At 52.5% G+C, this 20794-nt stretch carries 15 protein-coding genes and 4 tRNA genes; 16 read left to right on the top strand and 3 right to left on the bottom strand.

Going from position 1 to position 20794, the window contains the following annotated elements; translation table 11 throughout:
- The first annotated feature begins 1 nt into the window (after position 1).
- Positions 2 to 1369 carry a bifunctional UDP-N-acetylglucosamine diphosphorylase/glucosamine-1-phosphate N-acetyltransferase GlmU gene (gene glmU, locus LMED105_RS02945; RefSeq protein ID WP_008248030.1) on the top strand — a complete coding sequence of 456 codons (1368 nt, stop codon included), beginning with the start codon at positions 2 to 4 and terminating at the stop codon, positions 1367 to 1369.
- A 16-nt stretch (positions 1370 to 1385) separates the two neighbouring features.
- Positions 1386 to 3227, top strand: coding sequence for a glutamine--fructose-6-phosphate transaminase (isomerizing) (gene glmS / locus LMED105_RS02940; protein ID WP_008248028.1), 1842 nt, complete (start codon positions 1386 to 1388; stop codon positions 3225 to 3227).
- Here the strand turns inward: glmS and LMED105_RS02935 are convergent.
- Together LMED105_RS02935 and LMED105_RS02930 are read right to left on the bottom strand one after the other, a co-directional pair.
- On the bottom strand, positions 3214 to 4035 hold the full coding sequence (locus LMED105_RS02935; protein ID WP_156799512.1) for an SDR family NAD(P)-dependent oxidoreductase: 822 nt from the start codon (positions 4033 to 4035) through the stop codon (positions 3214 to 3216). The genes glmS and LMED105_RS02935 overlap by 14 nt on opposite strands.
- 20 nt (positions 4036 to 4055) lie before the next feature.
- A complete protein-coding gene (locus LMED105_RS02930; protein WP_156799511.1) occupies positions 4056 to 4952 on the bottom strand; it encodes an alpha/beta fold hydrolase in 897 nt (298 codons plus the stop codon).
- 108 nt (positions 4953 to 5060) lie between these two features.
- Between LMED105_RS02930 and LMED105_RS02925 the strand changes: the two genes are divergently transcribed.
- A complete protein-coding gene (locus tag LMED105_RS02925; RefSeq protein WP_008248022.1) occupies positions 5061 to 6083 on the top strand; it encodes an AraC family transcriptional regulator in 1023 nt (340 codons plus the stop codon).
- On the opposite strand, the gene LMED105_RS02920 is transcribed toward LMED105_RS02925, so the two are convergent.
- Complete coding sequence (locus LMED105_RS02920) at positions 6033 to 7256, bottom strand: MFS transporter (RefSeq protein WP_050771130.1); 1224 nt, start codon at positions 7254 to 7256, stop codon at positions 6033 to 6035. The genes LMED105_RS02925 and LMED105_RS02920 overlap by 51 nt on opposite strands.
- 50 nt (positions 7257 to 7306) lie before the next feature.
- On the opposite strand from LMED105_RS02920, the gene LMED105_RS02915 reads away from it, so the two are divergent.
- The 13 genes from LMED105_RS02915 to rpoC form a co-directional block, all read left to right on the top strand.
- Positions 7307 to 7392 (top strand) — tRNA-Tyr (locus LMED105_RS02915).
- A gap of 53 nt (positions 7393 to 7445) precedes the next feature.
- Positions 7446 to 7519, top strand: a tRNA-Gly gene (locus tag LMED105_RS02910).
- A gap of 17 nt (positions 7520 to 7536) precedes the next feature.
- Positions 7537 to 7611, top strand: a tRNA-Thr gene (locus tag LMED105_RS02905).
- Positions 7612 to 7659: 48 nt separating this feature from the next.
- Positions 7660 to 8853: an elongation factor Tu gene (tuf, locus tag LMED105_RS02900; protein ID WP_008248018.1), complete on the top strand. Its 1194-nt coding sequence runs from the start codon at positions 7660 to 7662 to the stop codon at positions 8851 to 8853.
- Between the two features lie 14 nt (positions 8854 to 8867).
- Positions 8868 to 8943, top strand: a tRNA-Trp gene (locus LMED105_RS02895).
- Positions 8944 to 9000: 57 nt separating this feature from the next.
- Positions 9001 to 9384 carry a preprotein translocase subunit SecE gene (gene secE, locus LMED105_RS02890; RefSeq protein ID WP_040512271.1) on the top strand — a complete coding sequence of 128 codons (384 nt, stop codon included), beginning with the start codon at positions 9001 to 9003 and terminating at the stop codon, positions 9382 to 9384.
- Positions 9384 to 9917, top strand: coding sequence for a transcription termination/antitermination protein NusG (nusG, locus tag LMED105_RS02885; RefSeq protein ID WP_008248014.1), 534 nt, complete (start codon positions 9384 to 9386; stop codon positions 9915 to 9917). The genes secE and nusG overlap by 1 nt, the downstream gene beginning before the upstream one ends.
- Positions 9918 to 10032: 115 nt before the next feature.
- On the top strand, positions 10033 to 10464 hold the full coding sequence (gene rplK, locus LMED105_RS02880) for a 50S ribosomal protein L11 (protein ID WP_008248012.1): 432 nt from the start codon (positions 10033 to 10035) through the stop codon (positions 10462 to 10464).
- Positions 10465 to 11163 carry a 50S ribosomal protein L1 gene (gene rplA / locus LMED105_RS02875; RefSeq protein ID WP_008248010.1) on the top strand — a complete coding sequence of 233 codons (699 nt, stop codon included), beginning with the start codon at positions 10465 to 10467 and terminating at the stop codon, positions 11161 to 11163.
- A gap of 207 nt (positions 11164 to 11370) precedes the next feature.
- Positions 11371 to 11901 carry a 50S ribosomal protein L10 gene (rplJ, locus tag LMED105_RS02870; RefSeq protein ID WP_008248008.1) on the top strand — a complete coding sequence of 177 codons (531 nt, stop codon included), beginning with the start codon at positions 11371 to 11373 and terminating at the stop codon, positions 11899 to 11901.
- A gap of 47 nt (positions 11902 to 11948) precedes the next feature.
- The gene (rplL, locus tag LMED105_RS02865) at positions 11949 to 12326 is read left to right on the top strand and encodes a 50S ribosomal protein L7/L12 (RefSeq protein ID WP_008248006.1); all 378 of its coding nucleotides are present in this window, start codon (positions 11949 to 11951) and stop codon (positions 12324 to 12326) included.
- Positions 12327 to 12464: 138 nt separating this feature from the next.
- Complete coding sequence (gene rpoB, locus LMED105_RS02860) at positions 12465 to 16574, top strand: DNA-directed RNA polymerase subunit beta (RefSeq protein WP_008248005.1); 4110 nt, start codon at positions 12465 to 12467, stop codon at positions 16572 to 16574.
- 23 nt (positions 16575 to 16597) lie between these two features.
- Positions 16598 to 20794 (top strand): DNA-directed RNA polymerase subunit beta' (rpoC, locus tag LMED105_RS02855; RefSeq protein ID WP_008248004.1); only part of this gene is annotated, 4197 nt, incomplete at its 3' end.

Here is a 20794-nt window from a genome sequence, read left to right as displayed (position 1 = left end):
CATGAATATTTTGATACTCGCAGCAGGCAAGGGCACTCGCATGAAGTCTGCCCTGCCCAAGGTGCTGCATCCTGTGGGCGGTCAATCAATGCTGGGCCGTGTGGTGGGTACAGCTTTGCAGTTTGAAAACCCGCATGTAGTGGTGGTGGTCGGGCACGGTGCCCAGGCGGTTCAGCATCATTTGTCTTCCCAGCCTGGTATTCGGTTTGCCGCTCAGTCAGAGCAACTGGGCACGGGTCATGCGGTTCAGTGTGCAAGCTCGGCCTTGGCTGATCATCCGGTCACCCTGATTCTGTATGGCGACGTCCCTCTCATTCAATTTGAATCTTTGCAACCCTTGGTTCAAGCCGCGCTGGCTGGTCAAATGGGATTGATGACCCTGAACATGTCCAATCCGCATGGTTACGGCCGCATACTTCGCGATACCGAAGGTGCCGTGGTTGGCATAGTCGAACAAAAAGACGCGACTCCCTCGCAGCTCACTATTACCGAAGTCAACACCGGCATTCTTGCTTGCCCCACCGCGCAGTTAAAAAACTGGGTAGGCAAACTGAGTAACAACAACGCGCAAGGTGAGTATTACCTCACCGACATCATCGCGATGGCATATGAAGATGGGCTGCTGGTGCGCACCTGTCAGCCCACGCACAGTTGGGAAGTGTCGGGCGTCAATTCCCGAGTTCAACAGGCCGAGCTTGAGCGTATCTGGCAACTTCATCAGGCTGAAAAATTAATGATCGAAGGTGTGCAGCTGCTCGATCCCGCCCGAATCGATGTGCGTGGCACGCTGCACTGTGGCGCAGATGTGTCCATCGATGTGGGCTGTGTTTTTCAAGGTGAGGTCACCTTGGGTGACGGAGTGTCCATCGGCCCTTACTGTGTGCTTAACAACGTCACTATTGCCGCTGGTACCCGCATCGAAGCTTATTCCCATCTAACTGCCGCCACTGTGGGCGAAAAGGCCGTCATCGGCCCCTATGCGCGTTTGCGCCCCGGTGCAAAATTGGGCAATGAAGTGCACATTGGCAATTTTGTTGAAGTTAAAAACGCCAGCATTGCAAATCAATCCAAAGCCAATCACCTGGCCTACATTGGTGACGCGCAAATTGGTGAGCGGGTGAATGTGGGAGCAGGCACCATTACCTGTAATTATGATGGTGCCAACAAGCACCTCACCATCATTGAGGACGATGTTTTCATCGGCTCAGACACCCAATTGGTAGCGCCCGTGACCGTGAAGAAGGGCGCCACACTTGGTGCGGGAACAACTCTCACCAAAGACGCGCCAGAGAACGCACTCACCGTCTCGCGTGCCAAACAAATTACGATCACGGGCTGGAAACGCCCGGTCAAATCAACCAAAAAATAAAGGAATACCTCACACCATGTGCGGAATCGTCGGCGTACTCTCCAAAACCAACAGCGTGCCAGTGTTGATCGATGGCCTGAAGAAACTCGAATACCGCGGATACGACTCGGCAGGACTGGCCATTCAGTCTGATACCGACCAATCGATCCACCGTGCGCGCAGCGTGGGGCGTGTGGTTGAACTTGACTCCAGCACCAAAACCCTCAGTGCACGCATGGGCATCGCTCACACGCGCTGGGCCACTCATGGCGTGCCCAGTGAGCGCAATGCACACCCTCACATTAGTGAAGGGCAGGGCGTCTCAGTGAGCGTGGTGCATAACGGCATCATTGAAAATCACGAAGAAATCCGAAAAGCGCTCACCGCGGAAGGCTATGTTTTTCAATCCGACACCGATACAGAAGTCATTGCACACCTCACCCACAAGCATTTGGTTCAGGGTCTTGAGTTGCGAGCTGCCGTTCAGGCCACAGTGAAAAAGCTGGAAGGTGCTTTTGCCATCGCAGTGATTTGCAACACGGCGGCGCTTACCTTGCTGGCGTCCAAGAAAGGTGCGCCGCTTTTGGTGGGCCACGGCGAGGGGGAATACTTTTTGGCCTCCGATGCTTCCGCACTGGTGGCCTACACAAAACAAATTACCTATCTTGAAGAAAACGATGTCGTCGAACTTCAAACTACCGGGGTTTCATTTTTTGACGGCGAGGGCCTTCAGGTTGATCGGCCCATTATTGAAAGTCAGCTGTCAGCCGATGCGGTTGAACTGGGCCCTTACGCCCACTACATGCAAAAGGAAATTTACGAACAACCTGGTGCTATTGCTGCCACGCTGGAAATGGTCAGCAATGCGTCGGCGGTCAAACCTGAATTGTTTGGTGCGGAAGCGGGCAATATTCTTCCCGGCATTCAGCAAGTGCTTATTCTGGCATGTGGCACTAGCTACCACGCCGCATCCGTGGCGCGCTATTGGCTTGAGTCGATTGCAGCGCTCCCCACCAATGTCGAAATTGCAAGTGAGTATCGCTATCGCACCAGCGTCAGCCTGCCAAACACACTGGTCATCACTATTTCACAATCCGGCGAAACTGCCGATACCCTGGCTGCACTTGAGCACGCCAAGTCACAGGGCATGGTCAATGCGCTGTCCATATGCAACGTGCCAGAGTCCGCACTCATACGTGCAAGTAACCTGAAATTTTTAACGCGTGCAGGTCCCGAAATCGGGGTGGCTTCAACCAAGGCATTTACAACGCAACTGGCTGCGCTTTTCACTTTCACGCTGGTCATGGCCAAGTTACGCGGAAAACTCACAGTTGAACAAGAAAAAACCTTGCTCACGCAACTGCGTCATCTTCCCTCGGCCATGCAGAATATTCTGGCGCTCGAGCCGGAAATCAAGGAACTGGCCCTCAGTTTTGCCGAGAAGCGCCACGCCTTGTTTTTAGGGCGAGGCGTACATTACCCCATTGCTATGGAAGGTGCATTGAAACTCAAGGAAATCAGCTACATCCACGCTGAAGCCTATGCGGCTGGGGAGTTAAAGCACGGTCCCTTGGCGCTTGTGGATGCGGACATGCCAGTGGTTGCCGTCGCACCCAAAGACACCTTAATTGAAAAGTTGAAGTCGAATTTGCAGGAAGTCCGTGCGCGGGGTGGCGAGCTGTATATTTTCGCAGATCGTGACACCAAGATCGAAAAAGCCGATGGTGTGCACGTTATCAACTTGCTTGATCACGCCGGGCACTTGTCTCCCATCTTGCACACCTTGCCTTTGCAGTTGTTGTCTTATCACGTGGCTTTGGTCAAGGGTACGGATGTGGACAAACCCCGTAACCTTGCCAAGTCGGTCACCGTCGAGTAAGCGATTCTGCCTCTTCAGCCTTGAATTTTTTCAGGGCCTGCTCTGAGCCCTGCAGTCGCCCCAGTCCCTCAGCCACCCGGTGAAACAAGCCGGGTGCCAGGATCAAAGGTGCAATGGTTTTGGGCGCAATAATTTTACGCTGACGCTTCTCGATGCCACGGAACATCGCATCGATTACTTGTTCAGGTTCCACCGCAGCAAAGGCGCCCTTGTGCCCTCCCCACAGCACACCGGCATTCACTTCCTTGATCATTGCAGTGTTGGTGAAGGTGGGGTGTACACAACCCACATCAATCCCGTCCAGCGCGAGCTCCTGCCGGGCCACATCTGCCAACGCCTCAACTGCCGCCTTGGAGGCTGCATAGTGACCCATCAGTGGCGTATGAATTGCTGCTGCCAATGAGGAAATAACTTGTAGGTAACCTTTTGTTTCGCGCAGGTAAGGAATACCAGCGCGAATAGTATTGAATGCACCGTGTACATTCACCTGCATCACTGCGTCAAAGTCAGCCGGATTCATATGCTCGATTGAGCCCATTTTCAGAATTCCCGCATTCACAACTACCACGTCAATTTTGCCAAAGCGCTCTTTGCATTCCGCCATGGCAAGTTCAAGGTCTGCGGGCTTACACACATTGGCCTGACAGCCGGCAATACGTTCTCTGCCCAGTGTTTCAACTTGCTCAAACACCGCCTCTGCGTTCAAGTCCACAATAAAAGCGTTCCCGCCTTTTCCGAGCACTTTTGCTGCCAATCCAGCACCAAGGCCCCTTGCGCCGCCAGTAATGAATACCACTTTATTTTTCATAATCAATTCCAGAATTGAGATCAAAGATTTTCAATGAAAGAGATGCAATCTCCGGCGAAACGTTCGGGTGTCTCCTCCATCGGAATGTGACCCACCCCTCGATACACCTTCAGTTCCGAATTTGGAATATCCCGGTTGAATCGGCCCGCCATTTCAATGCTCACCCATCGGTCATCCCCGCCCCATACAATCAACGTCTTGCACTGAATTTCAGGCAAACGTTCCGAACCCAGTTCTCCATCGGTAAATACACCGACCATCTGTCCCACTGCGCTTCGATTTGGTTTGTGCATAAACAACTCGAGGTACCTGTCCAGCACTTCTTTCTTTAATTTGCGTTTGTCACCATACACATCACGCACCGCCATTCGCAGTAAAAATGCCGGTACTGCATGTCGAGTCATCCAGGCAATCGGTTTAATCGTAAACAGCGTGATGTAAATCGGCAGCGGTTGCTGATACCCCACCGCATCAGAAATGATCAAGCCACGCACGCGCTCTGGATGCCTTTGCGCCTGATCCCAGCTCAAGAATCCTCCAAATGAATTGCCGATCATCACACATTTTTTAATCTGCAATTCGTCCAGAACGGCATCTACAAACTGCTGATAAAAAGCAACGTCCATTTTTCGAACTTGCCCTTGTTCGTCGAGTGCCGGCCCCGTCAAACCAAATGGTGGCAAATCGAACCGAATGATCCGGAATTGCTTGCTCATCTGCGCACAAACATCACTCCATGTATGCAGGCTGGCAGCAAAGCCGTGAATCATGACTACATCGGGTCCGCTGCCCTCGATGCTCACGTGCACTTTCAGACCCATGCACTCCAGAAACATCGATGTTGGCAGCGCATGTTTCTCGATCAGCGTATTCCTGTCCGGGCCTGCCCATCCAAACTCATTCAATAATCCACTCAATCGATGTCTCCCAGGGTTTTATTCATGACAGTGTAGAAGCCCCACGCCGCGCCCGAACTTGATTACAATCAATGGTGGTTGATATTTCCGGACAAATCCAGCACTCCTATGCCAGCTCGTCGAACTGTTGTCAGCGTGAAAATCCTCTGTGAACTGGGCATAAGGCTCGGCTCAACCCGCAGCGCGCTGCTCACGGGCTCCTCGATCTTGCCGGCCCAGCTTGATGACCCTCATCTCGAAATTGATCCTGATCAAGAACTGCAGGTGATTCACAACCTGGTGCGCCTGCATGGCAAAGTACCCGGGCTTGGGCTGATGGCTGGTTCCGAGTATCACCTCACCACCTACGGAATTTGGGGTTATGCACTCATCACCAGCCCCACCTTCCGGCAAGCCGTCGAGCTGGGCTTGAGGTATCTCGACCTTACATTTGCTTTCTCCAAAGTTGAATTGGCCTTGGGCAACGGGTTGGCGTCCATGATCTTGTCTGTCGATCATTTGCCCCCGGCAGTGCGTTCGTTCGTGGCTGAGCGCGATTGTTCTGCCATTCAGGTTTTGCAGCGAGAATTGTTTGGCGTCAGTTTGCCGTTGCGCGTTGTTGAATTTGCCTTCGCACCCAATGCACCCATGGCTCAATACGAAGCCATGTTCGGCTGCATTCCGCAGTTCAATGCCTCCGTCAACAGGGCCACATTTGATGAACAGTGGCTTAACTTGCCTCTGCCCAAAGCCAACGAGCACAGCGCCCGTTTTTGTGAAACCCAACTTGAAAATTTGCTGTCACGCCGCATGCAGCGGGGCGGCGTGTCGGCTTGGTTGCGCAATAAATTGTTGGCTGACCTGTCCTCGTCTCCAAGCCTTGCGCAAATTGCCACGGATCACTTCATGACCGAGCGCACTTTGCGCAGGCGCCTCACCGATGAAGGCACCAGTTATCGCGACCTCCTGGCGGAGGTCCGTCAGACCATGGCCGAAGAACTGCTCAGTTCCACCGGGCTCAGCGTGTCCGAGGTTTCGGCCCGGTTGGGCTATTCATCGCCCTCGGCTTTTATCCACGCCTTTCAGAAATGGCACAACTGCTCACCTCGCCAGTTTCTGGATGCTCGATCGAAGCAGATAGAGCGCCACTAGCCCGGGAATTGCTGCTGCAGTCGAAAACACAAAAAAGTCGCTCCATCCGTAAGCTGCCACCACATACCCTGCAGGCGCGGCCAGGTAAACACGCCCCATGGCCGCCAGCGAGGACAGCAGAGCGTATTGGGTGGCTGAGAACTCCTTGCTGCACAGGCTGGTCAACAAACCCACAAACGCAGCTGTGCCCATGCCACCGCACAGGTTTTCAACAAACACCGCACCGCCCATTGCCCAAATGCTTGGCTCCATCACAGACAGCACCCAAAATGACAAATTGGACACCGCTTGAAAAATACCAAATAGCATCAGCGATCCATACAGCCCCATCCGTGTCATCAGGGCGCCTCCCAAAAATGCACCCAGCAATGTCGCGATCAGGCTCACTGTCTTATTCACGGCGCCAACTTCAGTCAGGGTAAAGCCCAGTCCCTTGAGTAGAAATGCGGTGGTCAAAGATCCCGCAAACGCATCTCCCACCTTGTAAAGCACAATCAGCACCAAAATCCAGATTGCCGCTTCCTTGCTCAAGAAGTTGCGCGTTGATTCTTTAACAATGTCAAACAGCTTCCGTTTTGCTTCACGCCTGGCGAGGTCCTCGGGGGTGTCAGCTGTGGGGCTCAAGGCTGTTATCACCGCACAGGCGGCAATTAACCCAGCCATCAGCAGGTAGGTACCGGTCCAGCCCAAATACTCGCCGGCCAGTATCAGTGCCAGTCCGCCGGAAACCAGCATGGCCACTCGATAGCCAGTCACATAGTAGGCCGCCCCGAGGCCGCGTTCAGTAGCGGGTAGCAAGTCGGTGCGGTAAGCATCTATGGCCATGTCCTGGGTGGATGAGCAAAAGGCGATTGCCACCGCAACTGCAGCCACTGTCCAGGCAGAATGCGCATCAACAAATGCCATGGCCGCAATCAATCCGGCACAGGCCAATTGCATGAGTGCAATCCAGCCACGCCTTTGGTCAAAAAAGCCAGGTTTCAAATAATCAAGAAAGGGTGACCACAAAAACTTGTAGGTGTAAGGAAATCCCACCACCGCGTACAAACCAATGGTTTTGATGTCTACATTTTCAACCGCAAGCCACGCCTGCAGGGTGCTTCCTGTCAAAGCAAGGGGCAGTCCGCTCGAAAAACCAAGAATTAATATACAAATAAGACGGAAAGGGGGCATGAGGTGTTGACGTTATTTAAAAAAGCATCCATAATCCGGGGTTCTCTTTTGGAGAGATGCCCGAGTGGCTAAAGGGGGCAGACTGTAAATCTGTTGGCTTACGCCTACGTTGGTTCGAATCCAACTCTCTCCACCAAGAATTCAAGCAGTTTAACCGAGTGCGCCTCTGAAAAGGGGTGTACAAGGTGTGCGGGTGTAGCTCAATGGTAGAGCTGAAGCCTTCCAAGCTTAAGACGAGGGTTCGATTCCCTTCACCCGCTCCAAGCTTTAATAGAAAGTTGCTCATGTGGCTCAGTGGTAGAGCACTCCCTTGGTAAGGGAGAGGTCGGCAGTTCGATCCTGCCCATGAGCACCAAACCGTTATAACCGCACTCCTTCGTTGGGTGCCCGCACCGAGGTCGTCATGGCAAAAGAAAAGTTTGAGCGTAAGAAGCCACACGTAAACGTTGGAACGATTGGTCACGTGGACCATGGCAAGACAACATTGACAGCGGCGATCACAACAGTATTGGCGCGTCTGAGCGGCCATGGTGAAGCCAAAGGCTACGACCAGATCGATGCGGCGCCAGAAGAGAAGGCTCGCGGTATTACGATTAATACGGCCCACGTGGAGTACGAGACAGCAACACGTCACTACGCGCACGTAGATTGCCCAGGCCACGCCGACTATGTAAAGAACATGATTACCGGTGCGGCGCAGATGGACGGCGCAATTCTGGTGTGTTCTGCAGCCGACGGCCCCATGCCACAGACCCGTGAGCACATTTTGTTGGCCCGCCAGGTTGGCGTGCCTTACATCATCGTGTTTCTGAACAAGTGCGACATGGTGGACGACGAAGAGTTGTTGGAATTGGTTGAAATGGAAGTGCGTGAGCTACTTTCCAAGTACGACTTTCCTGGCGATGACGTGCCAATCGTAAAGGGATCAGCCAAGCTGGCCTTGGAAGGTGATACTGGTGATTTGGGCGAAGGCGCAATCAAGCGTTTGGCCGAAGCATTGGATACCTACATTCCAACGCCTGAGCGTGCAGTGGATGGCACATTCTTGATGCCAATCGAAGACGTATTCTCCATCTCTGGTCGCGGCACGGTAGTAACAGGCCGTATCGAGCGCGGCATTGTGAAAGTTGGTGAAGAAATCGAAATCGTGGGTATCAAAGACACAGTCAAGACTATTTGTACTGGCGTGGAAATGTTCCGCAAGCTGCTGGACCAAGGTCAGGCTGGTGACAACGTGGGTGTTTTGTTGCGTGGTACCAAGCGTGAAGACGTGGAGCGCGGTCAGGTATTGGCCAAGCCAGGTTCGATCAAGCCACACACAGGCTTCAGTGCGGAAATTTACGTACTGAGCAAAGATGAAGGTGGTCGTCACACGCCATTCTTCAATAACTACCGTCCTCAGTTTTACTTCCGTACAACCGACGTGACAGGCTCAATCAGCTTGCCCGCGGACAAGGAAATGGTACTGCCAGGCGACAACGTGTCAATCAGTGTTGAGTTGATTGCCCCGATCGCGATGGAAGAGGGTCTGCGTTTCGCGATTCGCGAAGGTGGCCGTACGGTAGGTGCAGGCGTAGTTGCCAAAATCACCAAGTAACATTCGAGTTTTTTAGGGCAATAGCTCAATTGGCAGAGCGTCGGTCTCCAAAACCGAAGGTTGTGGGTTCGATTCCCTCTTGCCCTGCCAAATTTGGTAGGACTGTCGCCGCTGAATCGCTTCAGCGGCGGCTTACATTTTGAGAATATGGCACAAAACGACATTCAAACAGTATCTACAGGGCAGGACAAGCTGATGCTTGTGCTGGCGGTTGCATTCGCAATCGGCGGCGCGGTGGCTTATCAAGTTTTGTCGGCAGAAGATTTCTTCATTCGCCTTGGCGTTGTCTTGTTAGGTGTTGTGTTGGCGGTTGGTAGTTTTCTGCTCTCGCAAACCGGCAAGCGGTTTGTGGGTTTCGCCAAGGATTCCGTGAACGAAGCCAAACGCGTTGTTTGGCCAACCCGCAAAGAAGGTATGCAAATGACCGGTGTGGTCTTTGTGTTCGTCTTGATCATGTCGATTTATCTTCTTCTGGTGGATAAAACGCTTGAGTGGGTGTTCTACGATCTGATTTTAGGGTGGACAATATAATGTCAAAACGCTGGTACGTGGTGCACGCCTACTCAGGACTTGAGAAGAGTGTGCAGCGAGCACTGCAGGAGCGCATTGACCGTTCCGAGTTTTCGGACTTGTTTGGCCAAATCCTTGTTCCCTCTGAAGAAGTGGTTGAAATCAAGGGTGGTCAAAAATCAATTTCTGAGCGTCGTTTCTTTCCTGGTTATGTTCTCGTCGAAATGGAAATGACAGACGATTCATGGCATTTGGTCAAGAACACGCCGAAAGTCACTGGTTTTGTGGGCGGCACAGGCAATCGCCCTACACCGATTTCCCAAAAGGAAGTCGATAAAATCATGCAGCAAATGCAAGAGGGCGCTGAGAAGCCGCGTCCGAAAGTGTTGTATGAAGTGGGTGAAATGGTTCGTGTCAAAGAAGGCCCATTTGCAGACTTTAATGGCAATGTCGAAGAAATTAATTACGAAAAAAGCAAGCTTCGTGTGTCGGTTACCATTTTTGGTCGAGCCACGCCCGTTGAGCTGGATTTCCATCAGGTCGAAAAAGTTTGATCTGAGGCTGTCATGTTTTCCCGCCGCCTGTATTTGATTGCTGACAGGGTGAACGGTAATTCAAGCAATGAGAGGAGCGGCCTCTGGCTGCGTTTGAACTCACGGAGAAATTTCAATGGCCAAGAAAATCATTGGCTTTATCAAGCTGCAAGTACCAGCTGGTAAGGCAAACCCATCCCCACCCATCGGCCCAGCACTGGGTCAGCGTGGTCTGAACATCATGGAATTCTGTAAGGCGTTTAACGCTCAGACTCAAGGCCTCGAGCCAGGTCTGCCGATTCCTGTGGTGATCACCGCTTTCGCAGACAAGTCTTTCACGTTCATCATGAAGACGCCTCCTGCGACCGTGTTGATCAAGAAGGCCGCAAAGATCACCAAGGGCTCCCCACGTCCGCATTTGGACAAAGTGGGTAAAATCACTCTTGAGCAAGCTCAGGAAATCGCAAAAACAAAAATGCCCGACCTGACGGCTGCTGACATGGATGCTGCTGTACGCACCATCGCTGGCTCAGCTCGCAGCATGGGTATCGTGGTGGAGGGTCTGTAAATGGCTAAGTTGTCCAAACGCACACAAGCATTGCGCGCGAAAATTGACCGCAATGCTGTATACCCAGTAGAGCAGGCTCTGGGCCTGATCAAGGAAACCGCAACTGCCAAGTTTGACGAGTCTGTTGATGCCGCTATTCAGCTGGGCGTTGATGCACGTAAATCTGACCAGGTTGTTCGTGGTTCAGTTGTTTTGCCAGCAGGCACTGGCAAGACAGTTCGCGTGGCTGTATTTGCCCAGGGCGCCAAGGCTGAAGAAGCCAAAGCCGCCGGTGCAGACATCGTTGGCATGGACGACCTGGCTGCTGAAGTCAAGGCCGGTAACATGAACTTTGACGTGGTCATCGCCTCACCAGACACAATGCGCATCGTAGGTACCTTGGGTCAAATCTTGGGTCCACGTGGCTTGATGCCAAACCCGAAGGTTGGCACCGTGACTCCTGATGTAGCCACAGCGGTTAAAAACGCCAAGGCAGGTCAAGTGCAGTTCCGTACTGACAAGGCTGGCATTATTCATTGCACAATCGGTCGCGCCTCTTTCGATGTTGAAAAGCTGAAGTCCAACCTGACAGCCTTGCTGGACGCGTTGAACAAATCAAAGCCAGCATCGTCTAAGGGTGTGTACCTGAGAAAGATTGCCGTATCCAGCACCATGGGTGGTGGTGTACGTGTTGACCAAACCTCTGTGTTGGGTCAGTAAAGAACTTTGGGCTGTGTGAGCCGACTTGTCGGCGCTCACAGGTTGTCAAAGACCGTTGGAAATGCAGGAATCTTTGATTTCTGTATTTTAAAAAACCATCCAACCTAGATGGCGGTCCCGAGTAAAAGTAATGAATGTATGTTCAAAGCTTGATTTCGGTCGCCTGTTTTAAACAGTGCAATAAGCGCTTCTTTTTGGAGAAAGACCGTGGCATTGAATCGCCAAGAAAAAGCAGCAGTCATTGAAGAGATCACAGGTCAGTTGGCCAGTGCTCAAGCAGTGGTTGTTGCTGAATATCGTGGTCTGTCTGTAGAAAGTGTGACGCAGCTCCGCAAGGAAGCTCGTGCAGCAGGTGTTTATTTGCGTGTTCTGAAGAACACGTTGGCAAAGCGAGCCATTGCCGGTACAGCCTTTGAAGGTTTGTCCGACAAAATGGTTGGCCCGCTGATTTACGGTATCAGTCCCGATCCCGTTGCAGCAGCCAAAGTGTTGGTCAATTTCGCGAAGACAAACGACAAACTCATTCTTACAGCTGGTGCTTTGCCTGGCCAAGTGATGGGTGTTGATGGTGTGAAGGCCCTGGCCACCATGCCAAGTCGTGACGAGCTTCTGTCGAAATTGCTGGGCACGATGCAAGCACCTATCGCGACATTCGTACGTACGCTCAACGAAGTACCTACGAAATTTGTTCGCGGTGTTGCTGCCGTTCGTGATCAGAAAGAATCGCAAGCTGCTTAACTTTTTTCAAGATAGCCGAATCAAACTTTTAACTGGAGAATACTCAAATGGCAACTAAAGCCGAAATCCTCGACGCCATCGCTGGCATGACCGTACTCGAACTGTCCGAACTGATCAAAGAAATGGAAGAGAAGTTTGGCGTTTCTGCCGCTGCTGCTGCTGTTGCAGTTGCTGCTCCTGCTGCTGGTGGCGGTGCCGCTGCTGCTGAAGAGAAGACAGAATTCGACGTAATTCTGACTGCTGCTGGCGAAAGCAAAGTAAACGTAATTAAGGTAGTTCGTGCACTGACAGGTCTTGGCCTGAAAGAAGCGAAAGACCTGGTTGACGGCGCACCTAAAGCTGTTAAGGAAGGCGTTTCCAAAGCTGAAGCTGATGACGTTAAGAAGCAACTTGAAGAAGCTGGTGCAAAAGTCGACGTTAAGTAATGTCGGTTTTTGAAATGCCCGGGGGTTTTTGCCTCCGGGCTTTTTGCGCTTGAGAAAGCGATTACAAACTAGAGTGTGTTAAGCCATGTGTAGATCACATGCATATCGCTTAATCCGCTCGACATCAGGACAGAAAATATGTCTTACTCTGCCACCGAGAAAAAACGCATACGCAAAAGCTTTGCGAAACGGCCTCCAGTTTTGGATGTACCGTACCTTCTCACCACTCAACTTGACTCTTACACCGACTTTCTTCAACTGGGTCTTCCAGTTGAAAAGCGCGCGGAACAAGGTCTACAGGCAGCATTTCAGTCTGTATTTCCGATTGTTTCGCACAACGGTTACGCTCGCTTGGAGTTTGTGCAATACGCACTGGGCGAACCCGCTTTTGACGTCAAAGAATGTCAACAGCGTGGCCTGACCTTCTGCTCTCCGCTGCGTGCGCGCGTGCGCCTTGTACTTCTGGACCGTGAGGCCAGCAAGCCTACGGTGAAGGAGGTCAAGGAGCAGGAAGTGTACATGGGTGAATTGCCACTCATGACACAAAACGGTTCATTCGTAATCAATGGTACCGAGCGCGTTATCGTGTCTCAGCTGCACCGTTCACCTGGCGTGTTTTTTGAACACGACCGTGGCAAAACACACAGCTCTGGCAAATTGCTGTTCTCGGCTCGAATCATTCCGTACCGTGGTTCATGGCTCGACTTCGAATTTGATCCCAAAGACGTGCTGTACTTCCGTGTCGACCGTCGTCGCAAGATGCCCGTGACAATTCTGCTCAAAGCTATCGGCATGAATAACGAGCAAATTCTGTCTACCTTCTTTGAATTCGATCAGTTCGAAATCAAATCAGAAGGCGCATCGATGGATTTGGTGACCTCACGCCTGAAAGGTGAAGTTGCCAAATTTGACATCGTTGACAAGTCCGGCAAAGTGTTGGTCCAGAAGGACAAGCGTATCAACGCCAAGCACATTCGTGACATTGAAGCAGCAGGCTTAAAAAAGATTTCTGTGCCTGAAGACTTCCTGATTGGCCGCACCTTGGCCAAGAACATTGTCGACGCCAGCACTGGTGAAGTTGTGGCCTCTGCCAATGACGAAATCACCGAAGAAATCATGGGCAAGATCCGTGATGCGGGTGTGAAAGTGGTTGAAACCATTTTCACCAACGAACTTGACCACGGTGCTTACATTTCGCAAACGCTGCGCACCGACGAAACAGCAGATCAAACCGCGGCGCGCGTTGCGATTTATCGCATGATGCGTCCAGGCGAGCCGCCCACAGAAGAAGCGGTGGAAATGTTGTTCAATCGCTTGTTCTACAGCGAAGACTCCTACGATTTGTCCCGTGTGGGTCGTATGAAATTCAACCGCCGTGTTGGTCGTCCGGAAGTGGAAGGCGCCATGGTGCTGCAAGATGACGACATTCTCGCCGTGATCAAGATTCTGGTTGACTTGCGCAACGGCAATGGCGAGATCGATGACATCGATCACCTGGGTAACCGTCGCGTTCGCTGTGTAGGCGAATTGGCTGAAAACCAGTTCCGTGCGGGCTTGGTGCGTGTTGAGCGTGCTGTGAAAGAGCGCTTGGGTCAGGCTGAAGCCGAAAACCTGATGCCGCATGACCTGATCAATTCCAAGCCGATTTCTGCGGCGATCAAGGAATTCTTCGGTTCCTCCCAGCTGTCACAGTTCATGGACCAAACCAACCCACTTTCTGAAATCACGCACAAGCGTCGCGTATCAGCTTTGGGCCCAGGCGGTTTGACCCGTGAGCGCGCCGGCTTCGAGGTGCGTGACGTACACACCACCCACTATGGTCGTGTGTGCCCAATTGAAACTCCAGAAGGTCCGAACATTGGTCTGATCAACTCCATGGCGATGTTTGCTCGTTTGAACGAGTATGGCTTCCTGGAAACACCTTACCGCAAGGTTGAAGGTGGCGTTGTATCCGACGAAATCGTTTACTTGTCTGCAATTGAAGAAGGTCGTTTTGTGATCGCGCAGGCGAACGCGGAAATCGACGAGAAGAAGCGCTTGGTCGGCGATTTGGTCTCCTGCCGTGTGGCTGGTGAATTCGAGCTGATGGATCCTTCCGGCGTTGAATTGATGGACGTTGCTCCAGGCCAGATCGTGTCTGTTGCTGCCTCATTGATTCCGTTCCTGGAACACGACGATGCGAACCGAGCTCTGATGGGTGCGAACATGCAGCGTCAGGCTGTGCCTTGTCTGCGCCCTGAAAAACCGTTCGCCGGTACCGGTATTGAACGTACTGTTGCCGTCGACTCGGGCACGGTAATCGTGGCCGACCATGGCGGTGTCGTGGATTACGTGGATGCAAACCGTATCGTGATTCGCGTGAACGACAACGAAGTTGAATCTGGTTCGGTGGGTGTAGATATTTACAACCTCACCAAGTACACACGTTCCAACCAGAACACCAACATCAACCAGCGTCCTATCGTGAACAAGGGCGACATCATCGCCAAGGGCGACGTCATTGCAGATGGCGCTTCCACCGACCTGGGCGAATTGGCCTTGGGTCAGAACATGCTTGTCGCGTTCATGCCCTGGAACGGTTACAACTTCGAAGATTCGATCTTGATCTCAGAGCGCGTTGTTGCCGAAGACCGCTACACTTCGATTCACATCGAAGAACTGTCAGTGGTTGCGCGTGACACCAAACTGGGTTCCGAAGAAATTACTCGCGATATTTCCAACTTGTCTGAAGCCCAGCTGTCGCGTCTGGATGAGTCCGGTATCGTGTACATCGGTGCCGAGGTACAGGCAGGCGACGTCATGGTGGGCAAGGTTACGCCAAAAGGCGAAACCCAGCTCACCCCCGAAGAGAAATTGCTTCGTGCCATTTTCGGTGAAAAAGCATCCGACGTGAAAGATACCTCCCTGCGTGTGCCTTCCGGCATGACAGGTACTGTGATCGACGTTCAGGTGTTCACCCGTGAAGGCATCGTGCGAGACAAGCGTGCACAGTCCATCATTGATGATGAGCTGAAGCGCTATCGCCTGGACCTGAATGACCAGATGCGTATCGTTGAAGCTGATGCATTCAGCCGTATCGAGCGTTTCCTGGTTGGTAAAGTGGCCAATGGCGGTCCAGCCAAGCTGGCGAAAGGCACAAAGATCACGACTGAGTATTTGAAAGAAGTTGATCATCACCACTGGTTCGATATCCGTCTTGCGGAAGAAGAGGCTGCTGGCCAACTTGAAACACTGAAGAAGTCAATCGAAGACAAGCGTCATCAGTTTGATCTGGCTTTTGAAGAAAAGCGCAAGAAACTGACGCAGGGCGATGAATTGCCACCAGGCGTTCTGAAAATGGTCAAGGTGTACCTGGCAGTCAAGCGTCGCTTGCAGCCTGGTGACAAAATGGCCGGACGTCACGGTAACAAGGGTGTGGTTTCCAAGATCGTGCCTGTGGAAGACTTGCCACACATGGCAGATGGTCGTCCTGTCGACATCGTATTGAACCCCTTGGGTGTTCCTTCACGTATGAACGTGGGCCAGATTCTTGAAACCCACCTCGGTTGGGCCGCAAAGGGTATCGGTGATCGCATCAATGAAATGCTGCGTGAACAGAATGCCGTGGCGCGCTTGCGTGAATACCTGCACAAGGTATACAACGGCACAGGCACCACAGTTGATCTTGATTCCCTGACGGACATCGAAATTATCAACATGGGCAAAAACCTGACCAAGGGCATGCCTTTCGCTACACCGGTATTCGACGGTGCGAACGAAGAAGACATTCTTGAAATGCTGCGTCTGGCTTACCCGGACGAAGACCCACGCATGCAGGCTTTGGGCTTTAACGAGTCCAAAACCCAGGTGACCCTCTATGACGGGCGCACAGGTGACGCATTCGACCGCAAGGTCACTGTTGGCTACAAGCACGTGCTGAAGTTGCACCACTTGGTTGATGACAAAATGCACGCCCGTTCAACCGGACCATACTCTCTGGTTACGCAGCAGCCACTGGGCGGTAAAGCCCAGTTCGGTGGCCAGCGCTTCGGTGAGATGGAAGTGTGGGCTTTGGAAGCATATGGCGCATCGTACGTGCTGCAGGAAATGTTGACTGTAAAGTCAGATGACGTGAATGGTCGTACGAAGGTGTATGAGAATTTGGTCAAAGGTGATCACACGATCGATGCCGGTATGCCGGAATCTTTCAACGTACTCGTGAAAGAAATCCGCTCACTCGGTATTGATATTGATCTGGACCGTAATTGATCGGTCGCGACGGAGGTATTTAAATGAAAGCTTTATTAGATCTGTTTAAACAGGTCCAGCAAGACGAGCAGTTCGACGCAATCAAGATTGCGATCGCATCGCCCGACAAAATCCGTTCGTGGTCTTTCGGTGAAGTTAAAAAGCCAGAAACCATCAACTACCGCACCTTCAAGCCCGAGCGTGATGGTCTGTTTTGTGCCAAAATTTTTGGCCCAATCAAGGACTACGAATGCTTGTGCGGCAAGTACAAGCGTTTGAAGCATCGCGGTGTGATCTGCGAGAAGTGTGGCGTTGAAGTGACTTTGGCCAAAGTGCGTCGTGAGCGCATGGGCCACATCGATCTTGCGTCGCCTGTTGCGCACATCTGGTTTCTGAAATCCTTGCCATCCCGTTTGGGCATGGTGCTGGACATGACACTGCGTGACATCGAGCGTGTGTTGTACTTCGAAGGTTTCGTAGTTGTAGAGCCTGGCATGACCCCGCTCAAGCGCGCGCAACTGCTAACCGAAGAAGATTACCTCGCCAAGCAAGAAGAGTATGGTGACGATTTCGTTGCGTTCATGGGTGCTGAAGGCATCAAGGAATTGCTGAAGTCCATTGACATTGACCGCGAAGTGACCACACTGCGCGAGGAGTTGGGTACCACCAATTCTGAGGCCAAGATCAAGAAAATCGCCAAGCGCCTGAAAGTGCTCGAAGGTTTCCAGAAGTCTGGCATCAAGCCAGAGTGGATGATTCTGGAAGTGTTACCCGTGTTGCCGCCAGAATTGCGCCCATTGGTGCCGCTTGATGGTGGCCGCTTTGCGACCTCTGACCTGAATGATTTGTACCGTCGCGTCATTAACCGAAACAACCGCCTGAAGCGTCTGCTCGAGTTGAACGCGCCTGACATTATTGTGCGAAATGAAAAGCGCATGTTGCAGGAAGCTGTCGACTCATTGCTGGACAACGGTCGTCGCGGCAAGGCCATGACTGGCGCCAACAAGCGCCCATTGAAGTCTTTGGCCGACATGATCAAGGGCAAGGGTGGTCGTTTCCGTCAAAACTTGCTGGGCAAGCGTGTGGACTACTCGGGTCGTTCAGTGATCGTGGTGGGCCCACAGCTGAAATTGCACCAGTGCGGTTTGCCAAAGCTGATGGCGCTCGAATTGTTCAAGCCGTTCATTTTCAACCGTTTGGAAGTGATGGGCATCGCAACAACCATCAAGCAAGCCAAGAAATTCGTTGAAAACCAGGAACCCATCGTTTGGGACATTCTGGAAGAAGTGATTCGCGAGCATCCGGTCATGTTGAACCGCGCGCCAACTTTGCATCGCTTGGGTATTCAGGCTTTTGAGCCCGTGCTAATTGAAGGCAAGGCCATTCAATTGCACCCGCTGGTGTGTGCCGCGTTCAACGCCGACTTTGACGGTGACCAAATGGCGGTTCACGTGCCTTTGTCTCTGGAAGCCCAGATCGAAGCGCGTACCCTGATGCTTGCATCGAACAACGTGCTGTTCCCCGCCAACGGTGATCCGTCTATCGTTCCTTCACAAGACATCGTGTTGGGCCTGTACTACACCACCCGTGACAAAGTCAACGGCCGCAACGAAGGCATCATGTTTTCTGATGTCAGCGAAGCGAATCGTGCCTATGACAACAAAGAAGTCGAGTTGGCCACCCGTGTAACCGTTCGCATCACTGAATACGATGTGAACAAGGAAACTGGCGAAAAGACCTCCAAGCGCACGCGCTATGAAACAACTGTTGGTCGTGCCTTGTTGTCAGAAATCCTGCCACCGGGCTTGCCGTTCTCCTTCATTGACCGTCCTTTGAAGAAGAAAGAAATTTCCCGCCTGATCAACGCGTCTTTCCGTCGCTGTGGTTTACGTGAAACGGTGATTTTTGCAGACAAGCTGATGCAGTTCGGTTTCCGCATGGCCACTCGCGGCGGTATTTCCATCGCCATGGGCGACATGGTGGTTCCGGCTCAGAAGCAGGTCATCATCGCTGCCGCTGAAGCAGAAGTGAAGGAAATTCAATCCCAGTACACATCTGGCTTGGTAACACAGGGTGAACGTTACAACAAGGTTGTTGACATCTGGGGCCGTGCAGGCGACCAGGTTGGCAAGGCCATGATGGAACAGCTGGCTACCGAACCAGTCATCGACCGTAACGGTAACGAAGTTCGTCAGGAATCGTTCAACGCGATTTACATGATGGCTGACTCCGGCGCGCGTGGTTCAGCAGCGCAGATCCGCCAGCTGGCCGGTATGCGTGGCTTGATGGCCAAGCCAGACGGCTCGATCATCGAAACGCCGATCATTGCGAACTTCCGCGAAGGTCTGAACGTATTGCAGTACTTCATTTCAACGCACGGTGCACGTAAAGGCTTGGCCGACACGGCACTGAAAACAGCGAACTCCGGTTACCTGACGCGTCGCCTTGTTGATGTGACCCAAGACCTGGTCGTGGTAGAAGACGATTGTGGTACCTCTAACGGCGTGGCCATGAAGGCCCTGGTTGAAGGTGGTGAGGTGATTGAAGCCTTGCGCGATCGTATTTTGGGTCGCGTAGTGGTGTCTGATGTAGTCAACCCTGAAACTCAGGAAACCGTCTTCGAAGTTGGCAAGCTGCTCGACGAAGATGCGGTTGAACTGATCGACCATCTGGGGATCGATGAAGTGCGCGTACGTACGCCACTGTCTTGCGACACACGCTACGGCCTGTGTGCCAAGTGTTACGGTCGTGACCTCGGTCGCGGTTACTTGGTCAACAACGGTGAAGCTGTGGGTGTGATCGCTGCGCAGTCCATCGGTGAACCTGGTACACAGCTGACTATGCGTACGTTCCACATCGGTGGTGCGGCGTCTCGTGCAGCAGTGGTGTCCAGCATTGAAGCCAAGTCAAACGGCGTGATCCGTTTCACTGCCACTATGCGCTACGTCACCAATGGCAAGGGCGAGCAGATCGTAATTTCCCGTTCAGGCGAAGTGCTGATCACCGATGACTTCGGTCGTGAGCGCGAGCGTCACAAAGTGCCTTACGGTGCGACACTGGCCGTGCTGGATGGTAATCAGGTTAAAGCGGGCGCAATGCTGGCTACCTGGGATCCTTTGACACGTCCAATCGTGACCGAATACGCCGGCAAGATCCGCTTCGAGAATATCGAAGAGGGTGCAACTGTTGCCAAGCAGATCGACGATGTAACCGGTTTGTCCACTTTAGTGGTTATCGACGCAAAGCGTCGTACCGCCGGCAGCAAAGGCGAGCGTCCGCAGGTTAAATTGATCGATCCACAGGGCAATGAAGTGAAAATCGCCGGCTCTGATCATTCTGTGAACATCAGCTTCCCGGTTGGTGCACTGATCACAGTACGCGATAACCAGGACGTGTTTGTGGGTGAAGTTCTGGCGCGTATTCCTCAGGAAAGCCAGAAAACCCGTGACATCACTGGTGGTCTGCCACGTGTGGCTGAATTGTTTGAAGCCCGTTCACCCAAAGACGCAGGCATGTTGGCCGAAGTCACAGGTACGGTTTCTTTCGGTAAGGACACAAAAGGCAAACAGCGTCTGGTCATTACTGACCTCGACGGTGTGTCACATGAATTCTTGATCCCGAAAGACAAACACGTGCTGGTACACGACGGCCAGGTGGTTAACAAGGGCGAATCTATCGTGGACGGTCCAGCTGATCCGCATGACATTCTTCGCTTGTTGGGCATCGAAGCCCTCGCGCGCTACATCGTGGACGAAGTTCAGGATGTTTACCGTTTACAGGGCGTGAAGATTAACGACAAGCACATTGAAGTGATTGTTCGTCAAATGCTGCGTCGTGTAATCGTGGATGATCCGGGCGAAACCGGCTTCATCCCAGGCGAGCAGGTCGAGCGTTCTGAGTTGTTGGACGCAAACGACAAAATGCGCAGTGAAAACAAGCGCGAAGCAAGCTACCAAAACATCTTGCTGGGTATTACAAAGGCGTCGCTGTCCACCGATTCGTTCATCTCGGCTGCTTCCTTCCAGGAAACAACCCGTGTACTGACCGAAGCGGCCATTATGGGCAAACGCGATGAATTGCGCGGTTTGAAGGAAAACGTCATTGTGGGTCGTCTGATCCCAGCCGGTACCGGCATGGCGTTCCACAAGGCTCGCAAAGAAAAAGAAGGGCGCGAAGCAGAAGAACTGCGCCAAATGGAAGCCGAACATGACCCACGTGCGCAAGCCGAGGCGCTGTTCAAT

This window comes from Limnobacter sp. MED105 (genome assembly GCF_000170915.1).
Taxonomy (GTDB): Bacteria; Pseudomonadota; Gammaproteobacteria; order Burkholderiales; family Burkholderiaceae_B; genus Limnobacter.
Note: the sequence above shows the minus strand (reverse complement) of the source record. Positions and strands in the feature narration are given on the sequence as shown.

Excerpts from the sequence above, each read along its gene's own strand:
- glmU (WP_008248030.1), top strand. The coding sequence starts at position 2 with ATGAATATTTTGATACTCGCAGCAGGCAAGGGCACTCGCATGAAGTCT.
- glmS (WP_008248028.1), top strand. The coding sequence starts at position 1,386 with ATGTGCGGAATCGTCGGCGTACTCTCCAAAACCAACAGCGTGCCAGTG.
- LMED105_RS02935 (WP_156799512.1), bottom strand. The coding sequence starts at position 4,035 with ATGAAAAATAAAGTGGTATTCATTACTGGCGGCGCAAGGGGCCTTGGT.
- LMED105_RS02925 (WP_008248022.1), top strand. The coding sequence starts at position 5,061 with ATGCCAGCTCGTCGAACTGTTGTCAGCGTGAAAATCCTCTGTGAACTG.
- LMED105_RS02920 (WP_050771130.1), bottom strand. The coding sequence starts at position 7,256 with ATGCCCCCTTTCCGTCTTATTTGTATATTAATTCTTGGTTTTTCGAGC.
- tuf (WP_008248018.1), top strand. The coding sequence starts at position 7,660 with ATGGCAAAAGAAAAGTTTGAGCGTAAGAAGCCACACGTAAACGTTGGA.
- secE (WP_040512271.1), top strand. The coding sequence starts at position 9,001 with ATGGCACAAAACGACATTCAAACAGTATCTACAGGGCAGGACAAGCTG.
- nusG (WP_008248014.1), top strand. The coding sequence starts at position 9,384 with ATGTCAAAACGCTGGTACGTGGTGCACGCCTACTCAGGACTTGAGAAG.
- rplK (WP_008248012.1), top strand. The coding sequence starts at position 10,033 with ATGGCCAAGAAAATCATTGGCTTTATCAAGCTGCAAGTACCAGCTGGT.
- rplA (WP_008248010.1), top strand. The coding sequence starts at position 10,465 with ATGGCTAAGTTGTCCAAACGCACACAAGCATTGCGCGCGAAAATTGAC.
- rplL (WP_008248006.1), top strand. The coding sequence starts at position 11,949 with ATGGCAACTAAAGCCGAAATCCTCGACGCCATCGCTGGCATGACCGTA.
- rpoB (WP_008248005.1), top strand. The coding sequence starts at position 12,465 with ATGTCTTACTCTGCCACCGAGAAAAAACGCATACGCAAAAGCTTTGCG.